This is a genomic window from Actinomycetospora callitridis (assembly GCF_028737265.1).
In the GTDB taxonomy this organism is placed as follows: domain Bacteria; phylum Actinomycetota; class Actinomycetes; order Mycobacteriales; family Pseudonocardiaceae; genus Actinomycetospora; species Actinomycetospora callitridis.
In genome coordinates, this window is record NZ_JAQZAK010000004.1 from 453,404 (window position 1) to 476,555 (window position 23,152).

Consider the following 23,152-nt stretch of genomic DNA (forward strand, 5'->3'; position numbering starts at 1 on the left):
CTCTTTCAGGAAGGGTACGGCGGACACGTGAGCTGTCCGCGGACCCGGTGACACGCAGGGTCCTTCCCAGGCCGACAGCTCGGCGTTGATAACCAGTCTACGCGAGCGGTTGTTCCCCACCGATCACCGGCGGTGCCCCGCTACTTCTTCTTGGCCTTGTCCACCGCGTTCTGGTCAGTGGACAGTGCCGCGACGAAGGCCTCCTGCGGGACGTCGACGCGGCCGATCGTCTTCATCCGCTTCTTGCCCTCCTTCTGCTTCTCGAGCAGCTTGCGCTTGCGGGTGATGTCCCCGCCGTAGCACTTGGAGAGCACGTCCTTGCGGATCGCGCGGATCGTCTCGCGAGCGATGATCTTCGCGCCGATGGCGGCCTGGATCGGCACCTCGAACTGCTGGCGCGGGATGAGCTCGCGCAGCTTCGTGGCCATCGAGTTGCCGTAGGCGTAGGCGGCGTCGCGGTGCACGATCGCCGAGAACGCGTCCACCGGCTCGCCCTGCAGCAGGATGTCGACCTTCACCAGGTCGGCGGCCTGCTCGCCGGCGGGCTCGTAGTTCAGCGACGCGTAGCCGCGGGTGCGCGACTTCAGGATGTCGAAGAAGTCGAAGATGATCTCGGCGAGCGGCATCGTGTAGCGCAGCTCGACGCGGCTGTCGGACAGGTAGTCCATGCCCTCGAGCTGGCCGCGCCGCGACTGGCAGAGCTCCATGATCGGGCCGACGAAGTCCGACGGCGCCAGCACCGAGACCTTGGTGATCGGCTCGAAGATCGTCGCGACCTTGCCCTCGGGCCAGTCGGCGGGGTTGGTCACCTCGGCCTCGGAGCCGTCGTCCAGCTCGAGGCGGTAGACGGTGTTGGGCGCGGTGGAGATCAGCTCGAGCCCGTACTCGCGCTCCAGGCGGTCGCGGGTGATCTCCAGGTGCAGCAGGCCGAGGAAGCCGCAGCGGAAGCCGAAGCCCAGCGCCGCCGAGGTCTCGGGCTCGTAGGACAGGGCGGCGTCGTTGAGGCGCAGGCGGTCGAGCGCGTCGCGCAGCAGCGGGTAGTCGGTGCCGTCGATCGGATAGAGGCCGGAGTAGACCATCGGCTGCGGGTCGCGGTAGCCGCCGAGCGGTTCCGTCGCGCCCTTGCGCTCCCACGTGACCGTGTCGCCGACGCGGGACTGGCGGACGTCCTTCACGCCGGTCATGAGGTAGCCGACCTCGCCGACGCCCAGGCCCTGGCAGGGCTTCTGGTCCGGCGAGATGATCCCGACCTCGAGCAGCTCGTGCACCGCGTTGGTGGACATCATGCGGATGCGCTCGCGAGGGGTGATCTTGCCGTCGACGACGCGGATGTAGGTGACGACGCCGCGGTAGGTGTCGTAGACCGAGTCGAAGATCATCGCGCGGGCCGGGGCGTCGGCGTCGCCCACCGGCGCGGGCACCCGGTGGACCACCGAGTCGAGGACCGCGGGGACGCCGTCGCCGGTCTTGGCGCTGATCCGCAGGATGCTCTCGGGGTCACAGCCGATGAGGTGGGCGATCTCGGCGGCGTAGCGCTCGGGGTCGGCGGCCGGCAGGTCGATCTTGTTGAGCACGGGGATGATCTCGAGGTCGTGCTCCATGGCCAGGTAGAGGTTGGCCAGGGTCTGCGCCTCGATGCCCTGCGCGGCGTCGACCAGCAGGATCGCGCCCTCGCACGCGGCGAGCGAGCGGCTGACCTCGTAGGTGAAGTCGACGTGGCCCGGGGTGTCGATGAGGTGCAGCACGTGGTCGCGCATCTCGCCGTCCGGGCCGGCGGCGCACCAGGGCAGGCGCACGTTCTGCGCCTTGATCGTGATGCCGCGCTCGCGCTCGATGTCCATGCGATCGAGGTACTGGGCACGGTAGGCCCGGTCCCCCAGCACGCCGGTCATCTGCAGCATGCGGTCGGCGAGCGTCGACTTGCCGTGGTCGATGTGGGCGATGATGCAGAAGTTGCGGATACGGTCCGGCGGCGTGAACGTCTCGTCGGCGTAGCCCTTCGTGCCCGGCCGTCCGGGGTTGCTCGCGGACTGCTGGGTGGTCTGGGTCAACGGGATCCTCACGTCTCGCACGGTCGGGCTCACCCGCCATCGTCCCACGACGCCGCTCCGGGGCCGGTCGGCGGAGCGTCGAGGTGAGGTTGGTAATCTGGGCGGCACTGCGTGGTGCGGTCGAGCGCCCCCGCGCGCTCCCGTGCACAGAACTCCGACGGACGAAGGTTCGAACACCCCGTGGCGAACATCAAGCAGCAGGTCAAGCGCAACCGCAAGAACGAGGAAGCGCGCCAGAAGAACAAGGCGGTCAAGTCGCGCATCAAGACCGCGATCCGCCGCTACCGCGAGGCCGCCGAGGCCGGCGACGCCGAGCGCGCCGGCGAGCGCCGCCGCGAGGCCGGCCGGCTGCTCGACAAGGCCGTCAGCAAGGGCGTCATCCACAAGAACCAGGCGGCGAACAAGAAGTCGCGCATGGCCCACCGCGCCGAGCGCTTCACGGTGGACGCCAAGGCGGGCAAGACCCCGGCCTGAGCCACCTCGCACGTCACGGAGCCCGTCCCCGGTTCGCCGGGGGCGGGCTCTTGTCGTGGGTTGGGGGTGGCACGGGCCCGTGCAAGCCCTGCGTCCACGCTGGCACTGGGTGCCAGGAAAGCCGCGTCGATCACGAGCGGCGGCGGCCGGTCAGCGCCGCGAGCTCCCGCGGGCCGCGAGGACCTGCTCGACGGCGTACTCCAGGGCGTAGGCCGGGTCGGCGGCGGCGCCCTTGACGTTCGCGTTGAGGTCGGCCACGACGCCCATCGCCCGCGTGAGCCCCTCGTCGCCCCAGCCCCGACCCTGACCCTGGGCCTTGCGCACCTTCCACGGCGGCATCTTGAGGGACGACGCCATGGCGTACGGATCGCCACGGCCGGCGGCGTTGACGCGCGCCACGGTGCGCACGGCGTCGGCGAGGGCGTCGGCCAGCAGCACGTGCGGCACGCCCGTCTCCAGCGCCCAGCGCAGCGACTCGAGCGCCGCCGTCCGGTCTCCCGTGATCGCCCGCTCCGCGACCGCGAACCCCGTGACCTCGGCGCGGCCCCGGTGGAAGGCGCGCACGGCGTCGGCGTCGACCTGACCGCCGGAGTCCGACACGAGCTGCGACGCGGCCGCGGCGAGCTCGCGCAGATCCGAGCCCACCGCGTCCATGAGCAGCCCGAGCGCCTCGCCGGTCATCCGCCCGCCGGCCTGGCGGACCTCGCTGCGCACGAAGTCGGCGCGCTGATCGTCGGAGAGCCCCGCCGCCGAGGCCTCCGTGGCCCCGGCGCTGCGCAGGCCCTCGAGCAGCGCGTCACCCTTCGCGCCGCCCCCCTTGCCGCCCTTCGCGGGCTTCCGCGCCTTGCCCCCCTTGGGCGGGCCGCGGTGCACGACGACGAGCGTCACGCCGTCGCTCGGGGCGCGGGCGTAGTCGAGCAGCAGCGTCGTGACCTCGGCGCTCGCGTCGTGGGCATTCTCGATCACGACGACCCGCGACTCGGCGAACAGCGACGGGCTGACGACCTCGCCGAGCACACCCGCGGTGATCTCGCCGACCGGGAGGTGCGCCACCTCGACCGCGGGGTCGGCCTCGCGGGCCGCGGTGACCGCGCGCGCCACGGCCCGCTCGACCAGCAGCGACTCGTCGCCGACGACGAGGTGCAACGGCGCGGTGACCTCGGGCGCGCTCGTGGGGCTCACGGACCGATCGTGTCACGGGGGTCCGACGGCCCCGGGGCGTGCTGTCGCGAGCGCCGTCGTGAGGGACGTCTCGCCTGAGCGCGCTCGGTGGTCGAGGTGTGACCCGTGCCGTAATGTGCTCCGGCGGGCGTCCAGGGGCGCTCGACAACCGAATACGGCTCATCCAGAGGGGTAGAGGGAACGGCCCGACGACACCCCGGCAACCGGCGCAGCGCGTTCTGCACGCAGCGATCACGGTGCCAATTCCGACCCGTTCGCGGGGAAGATGAGGAAGGATTTTCCTTTCATGACGCTCACCGCCCAGCCGACGACGACGTCGTTCGATCTCGGCCCGGCCACCGCTCTCGCCTGTCGCGCCTGCGGCCACCGCATGGACCTCGCCGCCGAGTTCGCCTGCCCGCAGTGCTTCGGGCCCCTCGAGATCGCCTACGACTTCGGCACGGTCACCCGCGAGGACATCGAGCGCGGCCCCCGCAGCATCTGGCGCTACAAGTCGCTGCTGCCGGTGCCCACCACCGTCGAGTCGCACCCGAACATGGACCCGGGCTGCACCCGCCTGCTGCGCGCCGACCGCCTCGGCGCCGAGCTCGGCATCCGCAACCTGTGGGTCAAGGACGACACCGGCAACCCGACGCACTCCTTCAAGGACCGCGTCGTCGCCGTCGCCCTCGCCGCTGCCCGCGAGCTGGGCTTCACCACCCTCGCCTGCCCGTCGACCGGCAACCTCGCGAACGCCACGGCCGCCGCGGCCGCGCGCGCCGGCTGGGACTCGGTCGTGCTGATCCCCGCGTCGCTCGAGCGCGCCAAGATCCTCATGACCGCGGTCTACGACACCAACCTGCTGGCCTGCGAGGGCACGTACGACGACGTCAACCGCCTGGCCACCGAGCTCGCCTTCGACCAGGAGGACTGGGCGTTCGTCAACGTCAACGTCCGGCCCTACTACGCCGAGGGCTCGAAGACCCTCGGCTACGAGGTCGCCGAGCAGCTGGGCTGGCGCATCCCGGCGCAGACGGTCATCCCGATCGCCTCGGGCTCGCAGCTGACCAAGGTCGACAAGGCCTACGGCGAGCTGATCTCGCTCGGGCTCGTCGACGACGCCGAGTACAAGGTGTTCGGCGCCCAGGCCGCCGGCTGCTCGCCGGTGTCCACCGCCTTCCGCGAGGGCACCGACGTCGTCCGTCCGCAGAAGCCGGACACGATCGCCCGGTCGCTCGCCATCGGGAACCCCGCCGACGGGCCGTACGTGCTCGACGCGGTGCGCCGCTGCGGGGGCTCGATCTCCGACGTCACCGACGAGGAGGTCCGCGACGGCATCCGGCTGCTCGCCCGCACCGAGGGCGTGTTCGCCGAGACCGCCGGCGGCGTCACCGTGGCCAACGCCAAGAAGATGGTGGAGTCCGGCGACCTCGACCCGGACGCCGACACCGTCCTCCTCATCACCGGCGACGGCCTCAAGACCCTCGACGCCATCGAGCACCAGGTGGGCCCGAAGGCGACGATCCCGGCGACGTCGAAGGCGGTCCGCGAGGCGCTGGGGCTGTAGCGCCCGGCCCCCGAGCCCTCCTGGGCCGGGGGCATGCTCGCCACCATCCCGGCGGCGGGCGTCCTCCGACGGATGACTCCACGGGTGGGCGACGCTTCGATTTCCGAAACGTCACCGGAACCCCGACACGGGTGCCGGCCCTGCGTCGTCCGGCGCTCACCGTCGCCTCGGGTCCGGTCGCGGATCGCCGCGGGCGACGACGGCGGGGCCGGCGCGTGGGTCGGCGCCGACCACCACGGCCAGGTCGCCCGACTCGTCGGTGCGCCGGACGAGGGCGCCGCGGCCGGCGAGCAGGCCCACCACGCCCGGGTTCGGGTGACCGTAGGTGTTGCCTCGTCCGACGCTGACCAGCGCCAGCGAGGCCCGCGCCGCGGTGAGGAAGGTCGGCAGCGACGACCGCGAGCCGTGGTGCGGCACCTTCAGGATCTCCGCGTGCAGGTCGCCGGCCGTCCCGAGCAGTGACGACTGGGCGGATCTCTCCGCGTCGCCGGGCAGGAGCACGCGCCCGACGGGGGTGTGCGCCCGCAGCACCACCGACGTGTCGTTGACCGCGCTCCCGTCCTCGCCGTCGACGTGGGCGACGGTGCGGACGGGGCCGAGCACCTCGAGCACCAGGCCCGGCCAGCGCAGGACGGTCCCGCGCCCGAGCCCGACCAGGGGCGCGCGGGCGGTCGCGGTGCGGCGGGTGACCTGCGCCAGCGTGTCGGCCGGCTCGCGCGCCGGCCCGAGCCCGACCCCACCCACCGCCCGGCCCGCCAACGCGCCGGCCAGCCCGCCGACGTGGTCGGCGTGCAGGTGCGTCAGGACCACGAGGGCCAGCGACCGGACGCCGAGGCGGGCGAGGCAGCCGTCGATCGCGCCCGCGTCGGGGCCGACGTCGACGAGGACCGCCCGCCCCGGCTCGCCGGTGGCGAGCACCAGGGCGTCGCCCTGACCGACGTCGCACGCGACCAGCGACCACCGCGCGGGCGGCCACCCCGGCGGCACGACCCGGGTGGGCACGAGCACCAGCAGCGCCCCGACCAGCACCGCCGCCACCACCGCGCGCAGCCGGCGCCACCGCAGCGCCGCCCCGACGAGCACCACCACGGCGGCGAGGGCGAGCGCGCCCGGCACCCCGCCCGGCCACGCCAGCGTCGCGCCCTGGACGGCCGCGCACCGCCGGGCCACCCACACCAGCCACGACACCCCCGGCCCCGCGAGCCACACCAGCGCCTCGGCACCCCCGGCCCACCAGGGCGCGACCGCGGCGGCCAGCACGCCGAGCACCGTCACCGGCGCGATCACCGGCGCGGCGAGCAGGTTGGCGACGACCGCGACGAGGCTGACCTCGCCGGACAGGCCCGCGATCACCGGCGCGGTGACGACGTGCGCGGCGACGGGGACCGCGAGCGCCTCCGCGATCCCGGGCGGCACGCCGCGGGCCCGCCACCGCGCGACCATCCCCGGCGCGAGCAGCACGAGCGCCCCGGTGGCGAGCACCGACAGCGCGAACCCCGGATCGGTGGCGAGCCCGGGGTCGACGAGCAGCAGGACGATCACGGCCGCGCACAGCGCCGGCACCACCGACCGTCGCCGACCCACCGCGAGCGCGAGCACCGTGACCCCGCCCATCACCGCCGCCCGCAGGACGCTCGGGGACGGCCGGGCGAGGACGACGAAGCCGGCGAGCGCCAGGGCCGCCAGCACCGCCGCGGTGCGCGGACCGGCCCGGGCGAGGCGCGCGAGCAGCAGCACCGCACCGCAGATGATCGCGACGTTGGTGCCGGACACGGCCGTGAGGTGGGTCAGACCGGCGGTGCGGAAGTCGTCGGCGAGCCCCGGCGCGACGCCCGAGGTGTCGCCGACCACGAGGCCCGGGAGCAGGCCCGCCGGGTCCTCGGCGAGCACGGCGCGGGCGGCGTCGCGGAGCCCGCCCCGCAGGTCGCCCGCGACCCGCTGGACCAGCGGCACCGGCCCGACCTGCCCGGGCGGGCCGCGGACCTGCAGGACCGCGACGGTGAGGTCCGCGCGGTCGGGCGGACCGAGCCGGCCCCGGGCGGCGACGACCTGGCCCGGCAGCAGCCCCGCCCAGTCCTCGGCCGGCGCGAGGAGCACCACGCGGCCCCCGGCCCGCCACGGAACGCCCGCCCCGACCTGCCCGCCCAGCAGCTCGCCCCGCACCACCACCCGTCCGGGACCCGGCACCGTCGACCGGACCGGCCGCGGGTCGGCGGTCACCACGACGTCGAGCCGCGCGGAGACCCCGTTCCCCGTGGCCGGGCGCAGCGGGTGGCTCGCCACGGCGAAGGCGCCGAGCCCGGCCACCAGCCCGACCGCCGCCACGCAGCCTCCGGTCGCGATGACCACCGCGCGCAGCTCCGGCCGGGACCCCGTCGCCGCCGGCCGGCGCGCAGCGACCACCGCGGCGGCCGCGCCGGCGACGACCAGCACCACCGCGGCACCCCACCCGGCGGTCAGCGCGGCGATCGCGACGCCCCAGGACGCGAGCGCCGCGGGCACCAGGCGCAGGTCGGGCGGCGGCAGCAGCTCCGGCTCACCGGGCGCCGGTGGAGGCCGCCGGGCGTTCACACCGAGACCAGGTCGCGCAGGGTCGCGAAGCGGGCGTCGCCGATGCCGCTGACCTCCTGCAGCTGCTCGACGGCCGCGAACCGCCCGTTCTGCGTCCGCCACTCGAGGATCCGCTGGGCGGTGACCGGGCCGACGCCGGGCAGCTGGTCGAGCTGCTCGAGGGTGGCGGTGTTGAGGTCCACCCGCCCGCCGGGTGCGCCGCCCGCTCCGCCCGACCCGCCACCCGACCCCGGCGCGGCCCCGCCCGCGGCGGCTCCCACCGGGGGCGTGACCGGCGTCGGCACGCCGACGACCACCTGCTCGCCGTCGGTGACGCGCGCGGCGAGGTTGAGCCCGGTGAGGTCGGCGTCGGGCGTCGCACCGCCGGCGGCGTCCACGGCGTCGCCCACCCGGCTGCCGGGGGCGAGCCGCACCAGCCCGGGCCGGGCGACGCGCCCGGACACCGAGACCACGAGCGGTCCGGTGTCGGCGGGCGCCGCCACGGGCAGCACCGGACCCGCCGGTGGGGCTCCCGCGACCAGGGGCAACGACGGCACCGGCTCCGGCACCGGGCGCTCCGCCCACACGCCCACGGCCGCGACCACCGCCGCCACGGCCGCGACCGCGGCGAGGGCGAGCGCGCCCGTCCGGCCCGGGTCCCAGCGCGCGCCGGCCCAGGAGGCGGGCAGCCACCGCGCCACCCACCGCTGCGCCCGGCGGCCGTGCTCCGGCGGGTCCCACGCGCTGCCGGCGCGCGCCGCCCGCGGCGGGTCGTCGTCCTCGTCGTCCCACCACTCCGGCTCGGGATCGGCGGCGGGGCGGGAGCCGCCGACCGGCACCTTGAGCCGCGCGGCCGGCGTCCCCGGTGGGGCGCCCGGCCAGCCGCGCCGCACCGGCCCGTCATCGCCAGGACCGCCGGGATCGGGCTCGCCGACCTCGACGTCCTCCGGCCCGCCCCACCCCGCCGCCGCCGAGGGGGAGCTCCCACGGATCCCCTCGAGGGAGCGGAGCCGGGTGCGGGCGCCGCCGGTGGCGGGCGCGGACGGGTAGCGCATGCCCCGGGACGCTAGGAACGCGCCGGCCACCCGGGACAGCACGCGGGACCCGCCTGGGGACAACGGGACGGGATGGGGACGGACCCCGGTCACGGCGGGCGCGCTCCACACCCGCCCGGCCCACGGCGCTCGACTCTTCGAGACCAGAGGCCCCTCGGACCGCGGTCCCTCGCGCGCAGGTCGCGCGGGACCTCAGCCCCGGTCGGCCAGGGCCTTCTCCACCGTGCGGCCCACCGCGTCCCCCACGGCCGCGTGCGCCGCCCAGCCCCAGTGGATGCCGTCGGGGTTGCCGTGGCCGCGCAGGACGTGGTCGGCCACCAGGGGCGCCGGGTCGACGAGGGCGACACCGCGCCGGGACGCCCACGCGGTGAGCGCGGCGACGTGCCGCTCCCGCCCGGCGTGCACGCCGCCGTAGGCGGGCGCCCGGTGCACCGCCGGCAGCATGCCGACGACGGGCAGGCCCGGGATCAGCGTCGTCACGGCGACGCGCAGGCGCTCGAGGTGCCGGACGGTCTCCCCCGGCGGCAGCGCCACCGGTCCGGCGGCGCCGAGCAGGCGCGCCGCCCGCGGCGTCAGCCACCCGTGCGCGTCACGGACCGCCCGGCGCAGCGGGGCCGGACGCAACGCCGGGATCGTCTCCCGCAGCGCCGTCGGCACCGGCGACGGCAGCGTGTCCATGCCCCCGACGCCGAGGACCACCGCGTCCGCGTGCCGCAGCGACGCCCAGATCCGCGGGTCGCCGACCATCGCGCGCCACGCGTGCCGGGCGGTCCACCCGAGGCCCGCGTGCAGCTCGGCCCGCCCGTCCACCACCGACGCGGCGACGTGGGGCCACAGCCGCGGCTCGTCGGCCGGCTCGGCCCGGTCGGGCCCGTGGAACGACAGCGAGTCGGCGATCACCACGAGCACCGGACCGGGGCTCACGTCGCCGCCAGGCCCCAGGCCCGCAGGCGCCACCGGTCGAACCGCTGCTCCAGCACGGCCCACGCGCAGTTGTGCAGCGGCTGCAACGAGTGCCACGCCTGCACCGGCCAGCCGAGCGTCGAGGCCGTCAGCGCGCTGATCGTGCCGCCGTGCGCCACGACCATCGCGGTCTGCCGCTCGTCGGTGCCGGCCAGCTCGTCGTCCAGCTCGGCCAGCACCGGGAGGGCCCGCTCGGCCACCTCGACCCGGGACTCCCCGCCGGGCGGCGCCCACTCCGGGTCGCTGCCCCACGAGGCGAGCCCGCCGGGCCAGCCGGCCTCGACCTCGCCGCCGGTCAGCCCCTCCCAGTCGCCCAGCGCCGTCTCGCGCAGCCGGCCGTCGGGACGCGGGACGAGCCCGGCCTCCTTGGCGATCGCGTCGGCCGTGCGCCAGGCGCGGACCTGGTCGGACGCCACGAGCAGCACCGGCTCGTACGTCGCGAGCACCGGGGCCGCGGCGAGGGCCTGGGCGCGGCCGGTGTCGTCGAGGTCGGGGTCGAGACGACCCTGCATCCTGCTCTCGGCGTTCCAGGTGGTCCGACCGTGCCGGACCAGGACCAGCCGGTGCAGGCTCACTCGCCGGCGGCGGTCTGGTCGCGGGGCGGGCCGTACACCTCGTCCGGCAGCGTCAGCGCCGGGCAGTCCTTCCACAGCCTCTCGAGGCCGTAGAACTCGCGCTCCTCGCCGTGGAACACGTGGACGACGACGTCGCCGAAGTCGAGGAGCACCCAGCGGGCCTCCTGCGTGCCCTCGCGGCGCACGGGCTTGGCGTCGAGCGCGCGCAGCTTCTCCTCGACGTTGTCGACCACGGCCTGCACCTGGCGCTCGTTGGGCGCCGACGCGATGACGAAGCAGTCGGTGAGGGGAAGCCGCTCGGACACGTCGATGGCGACGACGTCGTGGGCGAGCTTGTCGGCAGCGGCGAGTGCGGCGGTCTCGGCCAGACGGCGCGCGCGATCGGTGGCGGGCACGTAACCCTTCGAGGTCGTGGAGCGGGGGCGTACCGATCCTACTCGACCCCGCTGGGGGGCTCGTCGCCGTCGCGAGACCGCGCCCCGGCGGGGCTCGTCGCATACTGGGGCGATGCCGGATTTCGGGGACGGGCTGGCCCAGGGAGCCGATCTCGTGGCCGCCGCCGAGGACGCCGTCGCGCAGGCCACCGCTCCGCTGGGGGGTCGGCGACCCGACCTGCTCGCCGTCTTCGTCTGCCATCCCGACCCCGACGAGATCGGACGCGCCGGGGCCCGGGCGATGGAGGTGGCGGGCGCCCGCGTGGCCGTCGGGTGCAGCGCCGGCGGCGTGATCGGCGACGGCCGGGGCGTCGAGGCGCGCCCCGCGGTCGCCGTCTGGGCCGCCGCGCTGCCGAACGCGACCCTGACCCCGTTCCGCCTCGACGCGAGCCGCACCGAGACCGGCCTCGTCGTCGGCGGCATGCCGAAGAACGCCGGCGCCGACGAGGTCGGCCTGCTGCTCGCCGACCCGTACACCTTCCCCATTCAGGGCTTCGTCGAGCAGTCGGCCGACGTCCTGGGCGGCCTGCCCCTCGTCGGCGGACTCGCCTCCGGCCCGGGGGGTGCGGGCGGCACGCGGCTGTTCCTCGACGGCGTCGTGCACGAGCGCGGCGTCGTCGGCGTGACGATCGGCGGCGACGTGCGGGTCCGCACGCTGGTCAGCCAGGGCTGCCGGCCGATCGGGCCGACGATGACGGTCACCGCCGCCCAGGGCCCGCACCTGTTGGGACTCGCGGGCACGCCGGCCTACACGAAGCTCGAGGAGATCGTCCGCGGCCTCGAGGAGGCCGATCAGCAGATGGTCGCGCGGGGCCTGCACCTCGGCATCGCCATGGACGAGTACGCCGACGACCACCGCCAGGGCGACTTCCTCATCCGCGGCGTCGTCGGCGCCGACCCGGAGCAGGGCTCCATCACGGTCGGCGACGTCGTCGAGGTGGGCCGCACCGTGCGGTTCCAGGTGCGCGACGCGACGAGCGCCGACGCCGATCTCGACTGGCTCATGAGCCGCTTCCGCGGCGAGGGCACGACGGCCGGCGCGCTGCTGTTCTCCTGCAACGGGCGCGGCCGGGCGATGTTCCCGGACGCCGACCACGACGTCGACGCCGTGCGCCGCGGCCTCGGCCCCGAGGGCGTCGCCGGGTTCTTCGCCGCCGGCGAGATCGGACCCGTCGCGTCCCGCAACCACCTCCACGCGTTCACCGCGTCGGTGCTCGCCTTCGGGGACTGACGGCGCGGAAACCGGGGGCCGCTGCGACCCCGCGGCGGGGCTCTCCTACCGTGGTCGGGCCCGCCACCACCCCGCCCGGAGGACCACGAGCGCCCGATGAGCCTCGCGTACCCGCAGGCCGAGCCCCTCCCGGAGGACGTCGTGTCCCTCCTGAGGGGCCCGAACCGCTGCGTGGTCGCGACGGTCATGCCCGACGGGTCGCCGGAGACCACGGAGACCTGGGTGGACACCGACGGCACCCACGTCGTGATCAATTCGGTGGAGGGCTTCCAGAAGGTCGCCAACGTGCGGCGCGACCCGCGCATCTCGGTGGCGGTGGCCGACGCGGGTCGTCCGCAGCGCTACGTCACGCTGCGCGGCCGGGTCGTCGAGGTGACGCCGCAGGGCGCGGCCGAGCACATCGAGGCGCTGTCGCGTCGCTACCTGGGCGGCCCGTACCACTGGAACGACGGTCCGGGACACGCGCGCCGAATCTTGCGCATCGCGCCCACCGCCGTCCACCGCCCGGGCTGATCCCGCCTATCGGTGGACCGCGGTGCCCTCGCTGCCGCCGCTGCGGGCGAGCCACTTGGCGAAGCAGTCGTCGGCGCCGAAGCTCTGACGGTCGCACCAGGAGTTGGCCCCGCCCGCCGACGACGACGGCGTCGCCAGCACCGTGACCCAGTAGTCGTCGCTGCCGAAGACCGGCCAGTCGCCCGACCACAGCAGGCGCGCCCCGGGATGGCGGGCCCGGAGCTGCTCGTGCTCGGCGAGGATCGCCGCCGCGTCGTAGGTGCGTCCCGAGGCCACGGTGCCCGGCCGCTTCGACGACAGTTGTGGCACCCAGGCGTTCTCGACGGCCGCCAGCGCGGTCGCGTCGGAGCGGGCGAGGCGTTCCAGCTCCGCCGAGGGGTCGATGGGCGCGCTCGCGGCGGGCGCGACCTGCGAGGACGTCGTGCCGGTGCCAGGTGCCGCCTCCCCGGACGCTGCGGAGGGCGACCGGGCCGAGAGCCCGAAGAGCTCGGGGCGCACGAGCCCCACGCCGAGTCCGACGAGCAGGACGACGAGCACGGCCACCGCCGCGAGCATCCAGCCGCTCGACCCCCGGCGCCGCGGCGGCGGTCCCATCGAGGGCTCCGGCGGCCACGGACCCCACACCACCGGCGGCGCCGGCCGCGGCGGGAGGGCCGGGAGCGCCGCATGCGGGACGGTCCGCGGACCCTCGGCGCCCCACCGGGCGAAGCTCCCGGGGGCGTCGGCCCACTCCCGGCGCACCTCGGGCGGGAGCGCGATCCCCGTCCGGGGCGTGATCGGGTCCCGCGCCGGGCCGGTGATCGCTCCGGGTGCTCCGTGGAGCCCGCTGAGCGGGCCCGCAGGAGCAGCCGGGGCGATCACGGCTCGCCGGGGGGTGGTGACGATCGTGAGCGAGTGCCGGGTGGGCGGAGTCTCCTCGGCGACCTCCGCCGTCGGCGTCACCGGCTCCGACGCCGGCCGCTGGTGCGGGACGGCGACCCCCGGCGCGAGGGTCAGCGGCCCGGTCGGGGGGTCGACGGCGACGTCCGCCGGCGCCTCGTCCCCGGGCTGACGGTGGCGGCTCACGAGGAGGTCGAGGTGAGCGTGCAGGCAGGGGTGCTCAGGGACGTCAGCGTCGTGGTCGAGGCGCTCGGCAGGTCGAAGGTCGTGGAACCCGACGACGTCGTGAGGCTCAGGGCACCTGCACTGGCCGTGTACGTCCCGGACACGGTGCCGGTGAGCCGGCCGCCCGAGCCGAAGGTGACGGTGCCCGGCCCGAAGGAGCACCCCGAGCCCGCCGTCCAGCTGGTACCGGCGAGCGTCGTCCCGGCGCCGGAGGTCGACGGGGTCGTCGTGGTGGTCGACGACTCCGGGCCGGTGGACGTGGTGGTCGACGACCCGGGGCTGGTGGACGTCCCGGGACCGGCGCCCCCCGGGGCGACACCCGTGGCGCCCTCCCCGCCGGCGGCCGGAGCGACGACGTCCGGGGCCGAGCCGCCGCCGTTCTCCGCGCCGGCCTGGGCGCCCCCGCCGGCCTGCGGCTCCGCGCCCCCGGGGAAGGCCTCGCGGACCTCCCGGTTCTCCCGGTCCCGCTCGCCGTCCGTTCCCCGCGGGCGGTCGTGCCCGCGCCCTGTGTGGACGTCGATGATCGTGTAGTTGTTCGTCACGGTCGTCGTCTGGTGGTTGATGATCGTCACCGAGTTCGAGGTGAACGAGGTCCACCGCGGGCCGACGTAGGCGACGGTGGTGAAGGACTGCGGGGCCGTCAACGGGTTGCCGCAGAAGCACCGGGTGACGGGGTTGCCGTACGGGTCGACGAGCACGGCCGTGCCGGCCTGGAGCACCGCGGGCCAGGACGTGACGCTGCCGTCGCTCCAGCCGTGGTTGGTGACGTAGGTGTCGGAGCGCAGGACCACGGAGGTCAGCCCGTCGACGTAGCTCGAGATCGTCGACGACGAGCCGTCGCGCAGGCCGAGGACCGAGGCCCAGCCGGCGGCGCGGTCGGGGTGCGCGCTCAGGTAGCGGGTGAGCTGGGAGCGGTCGCACGACGAGTCGTCGCCGGTGCCGCCGTAGAGGCCCGGGGTGGTGCCGGAGTGCCGTCCGCCGGTGTGCGCGACGGGCCGGACGTCGGGGACGTCGGTGCCGACGCTGTCCATGAACGGGTTGGCGCCCGCGGTGGCCACCGGCTCGAGGGCGACCTCGGCCGGCGCGCCCATCTCGCGAGCGACGATCACCCCGCCGAGGGCGGCCACGAGCATCCCGAGGACGACGACCAGGGCGATCATCCCGCGGGACAGACCCCGCGCCGCTGGCGGCGGAGCCTGCGGGACGACGGGTTGCGGCGGCGTCAGCACCGAGATCACTCCCCCCGAGCGGGCCGGGCCCCGACCGGGCGCCGACCTTCGAAAGAATCTCGGAGGGCAGACACAATGCGTTAGTCGACACGCACCACCGTCACTCGTTCGAGTGGGATCGGCCCCGAACGGCCCAGCCAGCGACTACTCGGAAGACACATGCTCCGTCGGTCCGAGCACCGAACCTTCACCTCGCCGGCGGTACAACCCGCGCTTGGCGATGTACTGCACGACGCCGTCGGGCACGAGGTACCAGACCGGCTCGCCGGCGGCGACGCGCTCGCGGCAGGCCGTCGACGAGATCGCCATCGCCGGCACCTCGAGCAGGCTCACCGAGCCGCTCGGCAGGTGGCCGTCGTCGAGGTCGAACCCGGGCCGCGTGACCCCCACGAAGTGCGCGAGCCGGAACATCTCCTCGGCGCGGTGCCACGACAGGATCTGCTCGAGCGCGTCGGCGCCGGTGATGAAGAAGAGCTCGTCGTCGGGGAAGATCGCCGCGAGGTCCTGGAGGGTGTCGACGGTGTAGGTCGGCCCGTCACGGTCGACGTCGACGCGGCTGACGGTGAAGCGCGGGTTCGACGCGGTGGCGACGACGGTCATGAGGTAGCGGTCCTCGGCGGCGCTGACCGACTCGCCCTCCTTGCGGTAGGGCTGACCGGTCGGCACGAACACGACCTCGTCGAGCGCGAACCGCACCTGGGCCTCGCTGGCCGCGACGAGGTGCCCGTGGTGCACGGGGTCGAAGGTGCCGCCCATGACCCCGATCCGGCGCTGTCCCACCCGGTCAGCCTAGTGATCTCGACTAGACCGGCAGGAGCCCGGAGACGACCCCCGCGAGCTGGGCCGCCGTCCGGCACTCGTGCATCGGCACGACCTGCCCGTAGCGGCGGGCCGCGGAGTCGCCGGTCCCCCACTGCGCCTGCGGCTCGGGGTTGAGCCAGTGCACGTGACGGGAGCGCTCGGCGAGGTCGCCCAGGACCGCCAGGTTCGGGTCGCGGTAGTTGGTGCGGCCGTCGCCCAGCAGCAGCAGCGACGTGCGCGGGCCGACCACGTCCGGCCAGCCCTCGCGGAAACGCCCGAGCGCCGAGCCGTAGTCGCTGTGCCCGTCGAAGGCGATGAGGCCCGGGCGCGCGGTGATCTCGGCCATCACGCCGCCGAGGTCCGACCCCGGCCCGAACAGGTCGGTGACCTCGACGCACCCGTCGACGAAGCAGAAGATCCGGATGCGCGAGAACTGCTCCCGCAGGGCCTGGACCAGCATCATCGTGAAGTGGCTGAACCCCGCCACCGACCCCGAGACGTCGCAGAACAGCACCAGCTCGGGACGTCCCGGACGCGGACGCCGGTACGCCGGGCGCATCGGCACCCCGCCGGTGGACATCGAGCGGCGCAGGGTGCGGCGCAGGTCGATCGGGCCGCGCCGGGCCCGGCGGCGCCGAGCGGCGAGCCGCGACGCGAGGTGCCGGGCGAGCGGGGCGACGCGGCGGCGCAGGTCGGCGAGCTGCTCGGAGTTGGCGGTCAGGAAGTCGACGCGGTCACCCTGCTTCGGGACGCCGGTGCGCGCCGCCGCCTCGCGCCCGCGGACCTCCGCGCCCCGCCGGCGGGCCTCGTCGGTGACCATGCGCCGGAACGACGCGATCCGGTCCCGCACCTCCCGGCGCGAGACCTCCTCGGCGAACGGGCTGTCCCACGCCGCGTCGGCCCCGCCGCGCAGGTCGGCCAGCACGCGCGCCAGCAGCGTCTCGGGCCGGACCGCGTTGAGCGCCTGGTAGGCCGACCACGTCGACGGCTGTCCCCCACCACCCTGGCCGCGGTCGCCGCCCCCGCCGCCCTGACCCTGGCCCTGACCGCCCTGGCCCTTGCCCACCGCGCCCAGCCCGTCGACGATCGCGCGCGCCAGCTCGGCCATCGCGGCGGTGTCACCGTCGCGCAGCAGCCCGGCGAGCAGGTCGCGCAGCGCCTCGACGTCCACCGACCCGTCCTCGGCGTAGGGCAGCGCGACCTCGCCGAGCGCCGCGCCCTGCCCGAGCGGGAACCACAGGTCGAAGAGCGCGTCGAACACCGCGCGCTGACCCGAGCGCCGCAGCATCGCCGCCGCGAGGCCCTCGCGCAGCTGTTCGCGGCGCAGCAGGTCCAGCTCGGAGATCACGGCTGCGGCGTCGACCGACTCCCCCGGCCCCACCGCGATCCCCGCCCGCCGCAGCGCCCCGACGAAGTCGACCAGGTGGGCGGGCAGGCCGCCGTGCACGACCGGAGAGGCCATCAGGTCAGCCCCTTCAGTTCAACCGGAGCTCGGCGACGGCGCGCTCGGTGTCGGACTGGTGCTTGAGGACGACCCCGAGCGTCGCGCGCACCGTGGCGTCGTCGACCGTGTCGAGCCCGAGGGCCAGCAGGGTGCGCCCCCAGTCGATCGTCTCGGACACCGACGGCGCCTTGCGGAGCTGGATGCCGCGCAGCACCCCGACGATGCGGACGAGCTCCTCGGCGAGCGCCTCCGGCAGCTGCGGCACGCGGGTGAGCACGATGCGCCGCTCGAGCTCGGCGTCGGGGAAGTCGAGGTGCAGGTAGAGGCACCGGCGCTTGAGCGCCTCGGAGAGCTCGCGGGTGGCGTTCGAGGTCAGGAGGGTGAACGGGCGCTGCGCGGCCACCACGGTGCCGAGCTCGGGGACGGTGACCTGGAAGTCGCCGAGCACCTCGAGCAGCAGCCCCTCGACCTCGACGTCGGCCTTGTCGGTCTCGTCGACGAGCAGCACGGTCGGGTCGGTGCGCCGGATCGCGGTGAGCAGCGGGCGCGGGAGCAGGAACTCCTCGGAGAAGACGTCGTCGCGGGTCTCGTCCCAGGCCTCCGGGCGGGTGGGGGACGACGCGGCCGCGGTGATGCGCAGCAGCTGCTTGGCGTGGTTCCACTCGTAGAGCGCGCGGGCCTCGTCGATGCCCTCGTAGCACTGCAGGCGCACCAGGCCGCTGCCCGTCGCCTCGGCCACCGCGCGCGCCAGCTCCGTCTTGCCCACGCCCGCGGGACCCTCGACGAGGAGCGGCTTGCCCAGGCGATCGGCGAGGAAGACGGTGGTCGCGACGGCGGTGGAGGCGATGTAGCCGACGTCGGCGAGCCGGGTGGCGACGTCGTCGACGGAGTCGAACAACGCCTTCTGGTCGACCGGCTCGGTGCTCACGCCCCGGCATCCTGCCCGGTGATCGGGCGCTTGTCCCGGCGTGGTGACGCGATGGCCACCGGTCGTCGTGGACGGGACCCACGGTCGTCGGCCGTGGGTATCCTCGGCGTCCGAACCGTCCCGTTCCCCGCGCGGCGCCCACGTCCCGGTCCGCGAGGGCAACCACGGGCGACCGCCGGTCGGTCGACGACGACGCGCCCGGCAGCCGGCATCGTGCTGCTCCCCGAGGAGGACCGGGCCCCATGGCCGAGGTGACGACCACCCGCCCGTCCCCGTGGCGCGGCGTGCTCGACCGCATCGAGGCCGCCCGTCGCGGCGACTCGAGCGAGTCGCTGGCCGCCGTCTTCGTCCTGGCGGCGACCGTGATCGCGCTGGTCTGGGCCAACTCCCCCTGGGGCTGGACCTACGACGCGTTCTGGGACATCCAGGTCGCGATCACGGTCGGCGACGCGGGCATCGACCTCGACCTGCAGCACTGGGTCAACGACGGCCTGATGGCGCTGTTCTTCTTCGTCATCGGGCTCGAGGTCAAGCGCGAGTTCGCGATGGGCGAGCTGCGCGACCGGTCGAAGGCGGCGGTCCCGCTCGCGGCGTCCGTCGCGGGCCTCGTCCTGCCGGCGCTGCTGTACCTGCTGCTCAACCCATCGGGGCCGGCCGCGTCCGCGTGGGGCGTCGTGATCTCCACCGACACCGCGTTCCTGCTCGGCGCGCTCGCGGTGGTCGGGCCCGGGCGGGCGGAGCGCCTGCGGATCTTCCTGCTGACCCTCGCCGTCGCCGACGACGTGGGCGCGCTGGCGGTCATCGCCGTCGTCTACACCGACGAGCTGTCCCTCGTGCCGCTCGCGGTGGGGGTGCTCGGACTGCTCGCGATCTGGCAGCTGCGGCGCCTGCGGGTGTGGCGCGGCGGCGGCTACCTGATCGTCTCGCTCATCACCTGGGTGGCCTTCTACGAGTCCGGCGTGCACGCCACCCTCGCCGGGGTCCTCATCGCCCTGCTGCTGCCCGTCTACCCGCCCAAGCGCGCCCTGGTGGAACGGGCCGCCGCGCTCACCAGGGCCTTCCGGCAGTCGCCGAACCCCGAGTACGCGCGCTCGGCGCGGCTCGGGCTGGAGCGGGCGGTGTCGGTCAACGAACGGCTCATGCGGCTCTACCAGCCCTACACCGCGTTCATCATCGTGCCGGTGTTCGCGCTGGCCAACGCCGGCGTGCCCCTCACCGCCGAGACGCTGCGGGCGTCCATGACCTCCCCGTTGACCTGGGGTGTCGTGCTCGGCCTCGTCCTCGGCAAGTTCGTGGGCATCACCGGGGCCACGGCCCTGTTCGCCCGCCTGCGCCCCGGCAGCCTCGCTCCCGGACTCCGGATCCCGCAGGTCGCCGGCGGTGCGGCGCTGTCGGGGATCGGGTTCACGATCTCGCTGTTCATCGTCGACCTCGCGCTGGACGACGAGCCCCTGCTCGCCGACGAGGCGCGCGTCGGCGTGCTGGCGGCGTCGGTGATCGCGCTCGTGCTGGGCTCCGGGGTCTTCCGCGTCGGTGCGCGGCTCGGGCTCGAGCCCGAGGAGCCGTCGATGGAGCTGCTGCGCCCCGTCGACCCGCACCGCGACCACATCCGCGGGCCGGTCGGGGCGCCGCTGACGATCGTCGAGTACGGCGACTTCGAGTGCCCGTTCTGCAGCAAGGCCACCGGCAGCATCCGGCAGGTCCGGGCCCACTTCGGCGACGACGTGCGCTACGTGTTCCGGCACATGCCCCTCGACGACTACCACCCCGACGCCCGCTCGGCCGCCGAGGTCTCCGAGGCCGCCGCGAAGCAGGGCCGGTTCTGGGACGTGCACGACGCCTTCTTCGCGCACAACGACGCCCTCGAACGCGACGACCTGCTGCGCTACTGCGCGGAGCTCGGCCTCGACGTCGACCGCATCGAGGAGGATCTCCGCGACGGCGACGCGCAGAACCGCGTGACCGACGACGAGATCGACGCGCGCACCAGCGAGCTGCCGGGGACCCCGACCTTCTACCTCGGCGCGAACGGGTCGGCTCCGGTGCGCCACGTCGGCCCCTACGACGCCGACACCCTGATCGCCGAGCTGACGCGTCAGCGCGAGGCGGCGCCGGACCCGGTGTGAGGGGGCCGAGGCCTAGTAGCGGTTCGTCCGCGCGTCGACGGCCAGGGCGGCGTCGATCGCCCCGGCGGGCACGTGCGTGCCGGACTGGCTCTTGGCGATCTTCCCGGCGGAGGGTACGTCGCGCGGCCAGGTCGCCGGGTCCCAGAGCGAGGAGCGCAGGAACGCCTTCGCGCAGTGCAGGAAGAGCTCCTCGATCTCGACGACGACGGCGAGCTCGGGGGTCCTGCCCTTGACCGTGAACTCGCCCGCGAACGGCGGGTGCTGGTGGATCCGGGCGCGCCCGTTGATCCGCAGCGTGTGGTCCCGCCCGGGCACGAGGAAGATCATCCCGACCTGCGGGTGGGCGAGGATGTTGCGGAACGAGTCCAGGCGGTGGTTGCCCGGGCGGTCCGCGAAGGCGACGGCGCGGCCCTCGTCGAGCACGAGGACCTGGCCTGCGGGGTCGCCGCGGGGCGAGACGTCGACGCTGCCGTCGGCGCCGGTGGTGGCGAGCAGGAAGAACGGCGAGGCGTCGAGGAAGCGCCGGGACTGCTCGTCGACGTGGTCGATGGCCTTGTCGGCGATGACGGCCGGCGGCTCGGAGACGATCGCGCGCAGCGTCGCCTCGTCGGTGATCTCGGGCATCTCCGCTCCCCACGATCGAGTAAGGCGACCCTAACTCCGCACGGGTCGACGGCACCACCCGGCCTGTCGGACCCGTCGTCCACCATGGAGCCATGACCGTCGCGACCGAGTCCGATCTGCGCGCCGACGCCGAGGCCACGCTGCAGCGCCTGGCCGGTCCCGACGCCGCGCTGCGCGAGGACCAGTGGTCGGCGATCCACGCGCTGGTGGCCGAGGGCCGGCGGGCGCTGGTGGTGCAGCGCACCGGGTGGGGCAAGTCGGCGGTCTACTTCGTGGCCACCGCGCTGCTCCGGGCCCGCGGGAAGGGCCCGACGGTGATCGTCAGCCCGCTGCTCGCGCTCATGCGCAACCAGATCGAGGCGGCGGGCCGCGCCGGCATCCACGCGGTCACGGTCAACTCCGCCAACACCGACGACTGGTCGCTGGTCTACGGCCAGGTCCAGTCCGGCGAGGTCGACGTCCTGCTCGTCAGCCCCGAGCGCCTGAACAACCCCGAGTTCCGCGACCAGGTGCTGCCCGAGCTCTCGCGCACCGCCGGGATGCTCGTCGTCGACGAGGCGCACTGCATCTCCGACTGGGGGCACGACTTCCGGCCCGACTACCGGCGGCTGCGCACGCTCATCTCCGAGCTGCCCGACGGCGTGCCGGTGCTGGCCACCACGGCCACGGCGAACGACCGCGTCACCACCGACGTGGCCGACCAGCTCGGGGTCTCCGGCCAGGGCGAGCGGAGCGACGGGTCATCGACGCAGGGGGACGGCGCGCTGGTGCTGCGCGGCGAGCTCGACCGGGAGTCGCTGCGCCTCGGGGTGCTCCCGCTGCCCAAGGGCGCCGACCGCTTTGCCTGGCTCGCCCAGCACCTCGACGACCTGCCGGGCTCGGGCATCGTGTACACGCTGACGGTCTCGGCCGCCGACGAGCTGGCCGCGTTCCTGCGCGAGCGCGGGCACCCCGTCGCCGCGTACACCGGCAAGACCGATCCCGCCGAGCGCGAGCGCGCCGAGGACGACCTGCTGGCCAACCGCGTCAAGGCGCTGGTGGCCACGTCGGCGCTGGGGATGGGATTCGACAAGCCCGACCTCGGGTTCGTCGTCCACCTCGGGGCGCCGCAGTCCCCCGTCGCCTACTACCAGCAGATCGGCCGCGCCGGCCGTGGCGTCGAGCGCGCCGAGGTGCTGCTGCTCCCTGGCCCCGAGGACCGCGACATCTGGGCCTACTTCGCCTCCCTGGCGTTCCCCGCCGAACCCCAGGTCAGGGTCGCGCTGAGCGTGCTCGGCGATGCGGGGCGTCCGATGTCCACCGCCGCGCTCGAGCCGCGCGTGGAGCTCTCCCGCGGCCGGCTGGAGATGATGCTCAAGGTCCTCGACACCGACGGCGCCGTCCGCCGCGTGAAGGGCGGCTGGGAGGCCACCGGTCAGCCGTGGGAGTACGACGGCGCCCGCTACACCGGCCTCGCGAAGGCCCGGCGCGCCGAGCAGCAGGCGATGCTCGACTACATCGCCACCGACGGCTGCCGCATGGAGTTCCTCCGCCGCCAGCTCGACGACCCCGGCGCGACGCCGTGCGGGCGCTGCGACAACTGCACCGGCCGGCACGCCGACCCCACGATCGGCGAGGACGTCCGCGTGCAGGCGCAGGCGACGCTCGACCGGCCGGGGGTCCCGCTGGCGCCGCGCAAGCAGTGGCCCAGCGGCATGGACGCCCTCGACGTGCCGCTCAAGGGCAAGATCAAGCCCGAGGAGGCGGCCGAGGACGGGCGCGCGATCGGGCGGCTCACCGACGTCGGATGGGGTCCGCGCCTGCGGCCGCTGCTGCAGGGGGACGACCTCGTGCCCGACGCGCTGGTCGACGCGGCCGTGGAGGTCCTCAAGGGCTGGGACTGGGCGCAGCGGCCGGCCGGGATCGTGTGGCTGCCCAGCCGCGGACGCCCGGCGCTCGTCGAGAGCTTCGCCCAGCGCATCGCCTCGATCGGCCGGCTGCCGCTCCTGGGCGCGCTGGCCGACAGCGCCCCGCCGCGCTACTTCGATCCCGAGGACGACAGCGAGCCCGAGCCGCCGAACTCCGCGCAGCGCCTGGCCGAGGTGTACGGGCGGCTCTCCGTGCCGGCCGGTCTCGACCTCGGGGCGGGGCCCGTCCTGCTGATCGACGACGTGGCGGACTCGGGGTGGACGCTCACCGTCGCGGCGATGCTCCTGCGCCGGGCCGGGGCGCCCGCCGTGCTCCCGTTCGTGCTGGCCACCACCGGCTGAGCCTGTCGGTGCCGGGCTTGAGGAGGGGTCTGGCACCCTGCCCGGGACACGGTCCGCACCGCGCACGAGGGGG

At 75.1% G+C, this 23,152-nt stretch carries 19 protein-coding genes and 1 riboswitch; of the genes, 6 read left to right on the plus strand and 13 right to left on the minus strand.

Annotated features, from left to right (window positions below; genetic code table 11):
- Window positions 1–140: 140 nt before the first annotated feature.
- Window positions 141–2,051, minus strand: a complete 1,911-nt coding sequence (gene lepA / locus PH191_RS16745; RefSeq protein ID WP_274195849.1) for a translation elongation factor 4 — start codon at window positions 2,049–2,051, stop codon at window positions 141–143.
- A gap of 180 nt (window positions 2,052–2,231) precedes the next feature.
- Between lepA and rpsT the strand changes: the two genes are divergently transcribed.
- Window positions 2,232–2,525 carry a 30S ribosomal protein S20 gene (rpsT, locus tag PH191_RS16750; RefSeq protein WP_274195746.1) on the plus strand — a complete coding sequence of 98 codons (294 nt, stop codon included), beginning with the start codon at window positions 2,232–2,234 and terminating at the stop codon, window positions 2,523–2,525.
- Window positions 2,526–2,675: 150 nt separating this feature from the next.
- Here the strand turns inward: rpsT and holA are convergent, their stop codons facing one another.
- Window positions 2,676–3,707, minus strand: coding sequence for a DNA polymerase III subunit delta (gene holA / locus PH191_RS16755; protein ID WP_274195747.1), 1,032 nt, complete (start codon window positions 3,705–3,707; stop codon window positions 2,676–2,678).
- 156 nt (window positions 3,708–3,863) lie between these two features.
- Window positions 3,864–3,979: riboswitch (SAM riboswitch) on the plus strand.
- 14 nt (window positions 3,980–3,993) lie between these two features.
- Here holA and thrC point away from each other — a divergent pair.
- Window positions 3,994–5,253, plus strand: a complete 1,260-nt coding sequence (gene thrC, locus PH191_RS16760) for a threonine synthase (RefSeq protein ID WP_274195748.1) — start codon at window positions 3,994–3,996, stop codon at window positions 5,251–5,253.
- Window positions 5,254–5,409: 156 nt separating this feature from the next.
- Here the strand turns inward: thrC and PH191_RS16765 are convergent, their stop codons facing one another.
- From PH191_RS16765 to rsfS, 5 genes are all read right to left on the minus strand, one after another.
- On the minus strand, window positions 5,410–7,824 hold the full coding sequence (locus PH191_RS16765) for a ComEC/Rec2 family competence protein (protein ID WP_274195749.1): 2,415 nt from the start codon (window positions 7,822–7,824) through the stop codon (window positions 5,410–5,412).
- On the minus strand, window positions 7,821–8,858 hold the full coding sequence (locus PH191_RS16770) for a ComEA family DNA-binding protein (RefSeq protein ID WP_274195750.1): 1,038 nt from the start codon (window positions 8,856–8,858) through the stop codon (window positions 7,821–7,823). Before PH191_RS16770 ends, PH191_RS16765 begins: the two co-directional genes overlap by 4 nt.
- 192 nt (window positions 8,859–9,050) lie before the next feature.
- Window positions 9,051–9,782: a diglucosylglycerate octanoyltransferase gene (gene octT, locus PH191_RS16775; protein ID WP_274195751.1), complete on the minus strand. Its 732-nt coding sequence runs from the start codon at window positions 9,780–9,782 to the stop codon at window positions 9,051–9,053.
- Entirely contained in the window at window positions 9,779–10,396 is a 618-nt protein-coding gene (locus PH191_RS16780; RefSeq protein ID WP_274195752.1) for a histidine phosphatase family protein, read from the minus strand. Before PH191_RS16780 ends, octT begins: the two co-directional genes overlap by 4 nt.
- Window positions 10,393–10,791 carry a ribosome silencing factor gene (gene rsfS, locus PH191_RS16785; protein WP_274195753.1) on the minus strand — a complete coding sequence of 133 codons (399 nt, stop codon included), beginning with the start codon at window positions 10,789–10,791 and terminating at the stop codon, window positions 10,393–10,395. The genes PH191_RS16780 and rsfS overlap by 4 nt, the downstream gene beginning before the upstream one ends.
- Window positions 10,792–10,903: 112 nt before the next feature.
- Here rsfS and PH191_RS16790 point away from each other — a divergent pair, with 112 nt between their 5' ends.
- A complete protein-coding gene (locus PH191_RS16790; RefSeq protein WP_274195754.1) occupies window positions 10,904–12,061 on the plus strand; it encodes an FIST signal transduction protein in 1,158 nt (385 codons plus the stop codon).
- 96 nt (window positions 12,062–12,157) lie between these two features.
- Window positions 12,158–12,574 (plus strand): TIGR03618 family F420-dependent PPOX class oxidoreductase, encoded by a 417-nt coding sequence (locus PH191_RS16795; RefSeq protein WP_274195755.1) that lies wholly within the window; start codon window positions 12,158–12,160, stop codon window positions 12,572–12,574.
- 6 nt (window positions 12,575–12,580) lie between these two features.
- Here the strand turns inward: PH191_RS16795 and PH191_RS16800 are convergent, their stop codons facing one another.
- The 5 genes from PH191_RS16800 to PH191_RS16820 all read right to left on the minus strand — a co-directional run bounded on the left by PH191_RS16800 (window position 12,581) and on the right by PH191_RS16820 (window position 18,080).
- Complete coding sequence (locus tag PH191_RS16800; RefSeq protein ID WP_274195756.1) at window positions 12,581–13,639, minus strand: hypothetical protein; 1,059 nt, start codon at window positions 13,637–13,639, stop codon at window positions 12,581–12,583.
- On the minus strand, window positions 13,636–14,907 hold the full coding sequence (locus PH191_RS16805; RefSeq protein ID WP_274195757.1) for a DUF6777 domain-containing protein: 1,272 nt from the start codon (window positions 14,905–14,907) through the stop codon (window positions 13,636–13,638). Before PH191_RS16805 ends, PH191_RS16800 begins: the two co-directional genes overlap by 4 nt.
- A gap of 144 nt (window positions 14,908–15,051) precedes the next feature.
- A complete protein-coding gene (nadD, locus tag PH191_RS16810) occupies window positions 15,052–15,687 on the minus strand; it encodes a nicotinate-nucleotide adenylyltransferase (RefSeq protein ID WP_274195758.1) in 636 nt (211 codons plus the stop codon).
- A gap of 22 nt (window positions 15,688–15,709) precedes the next feature.
- A complete protein-coding gene (locus tag PH191_RS16815) occupies window positions 15,710–17,170 on the minus strand; it encodes a vWA domain-containing protein (RefSeq protein ID WP_274195759.1) in 1,461 nt (486 codons plus the stop codon).
- A 13-nt stretch (window positions 17,171–17,183) separates the two neighbouring features.
- Complete coding sequence (locus tag PH191_RS16820; RefSeq protein ID WP_274195760.1) at window positions 17,184–18,080, minus strand: AAA family ATPase; 897 nt, start codon at window positions 18,078–18,080, stop codon at window positions 17,184–17,186.
- A gap of 242 nt (window positions 18,081–18,322) precedes the next feature.
- Here PH191_RS16820 and nhaA point away from each other — a divergent pair, with 242 nt between their 5' ends.
- A complete protein-coding gene (gene nhaA / locus PH191_RS16825) occupies window positions 18,323–20,206 on the plus strand; it encodes a Na+/H+ antiporter NhaA (RefSeq protein WP_274195761.1) in 1,884 nt (627 codons plus the stop codon).
- Window positions 20,207–20,218: 12 nt separating this feature from the next.
- On the opposite strand, the gene PH191_RS16830 is transcribed toward nhaA, so the two are convergent.
- On the minus strand, window positions 20,219–20,830 hold the full coding sequence (locus tag PH191_RS16830; RefSeq protein WP_274195762.1) for an MSMEG_1061 family FMN-dependent PPOX-type flavoprotein: 612 nt from the start codon (window positions 20,828–20,830) through the stop codon (window positions 20,219–20,221).
- A gap of 92 nt (window positions 20,831–20,922) precedes the next feature.
- Here PH191_RS16830 and PH191_RS16835 point away from each other — a divergent pair, with 92 nt between their 5' ends.
- Window positions 20,923–23,079, plus strand: a complete 2,157-nt coding sequence (locus tag PH191_RS16835; protein WP_274195763.1) for a RecQ family ATP-dependent DNA helicase — start codon at window positions 20,923–20,925, stop codon at window positions 23,077–23,079.
- The last annotated feature ends 73 nt before the right edge of the window (window positions 23,080–23,152 follow it).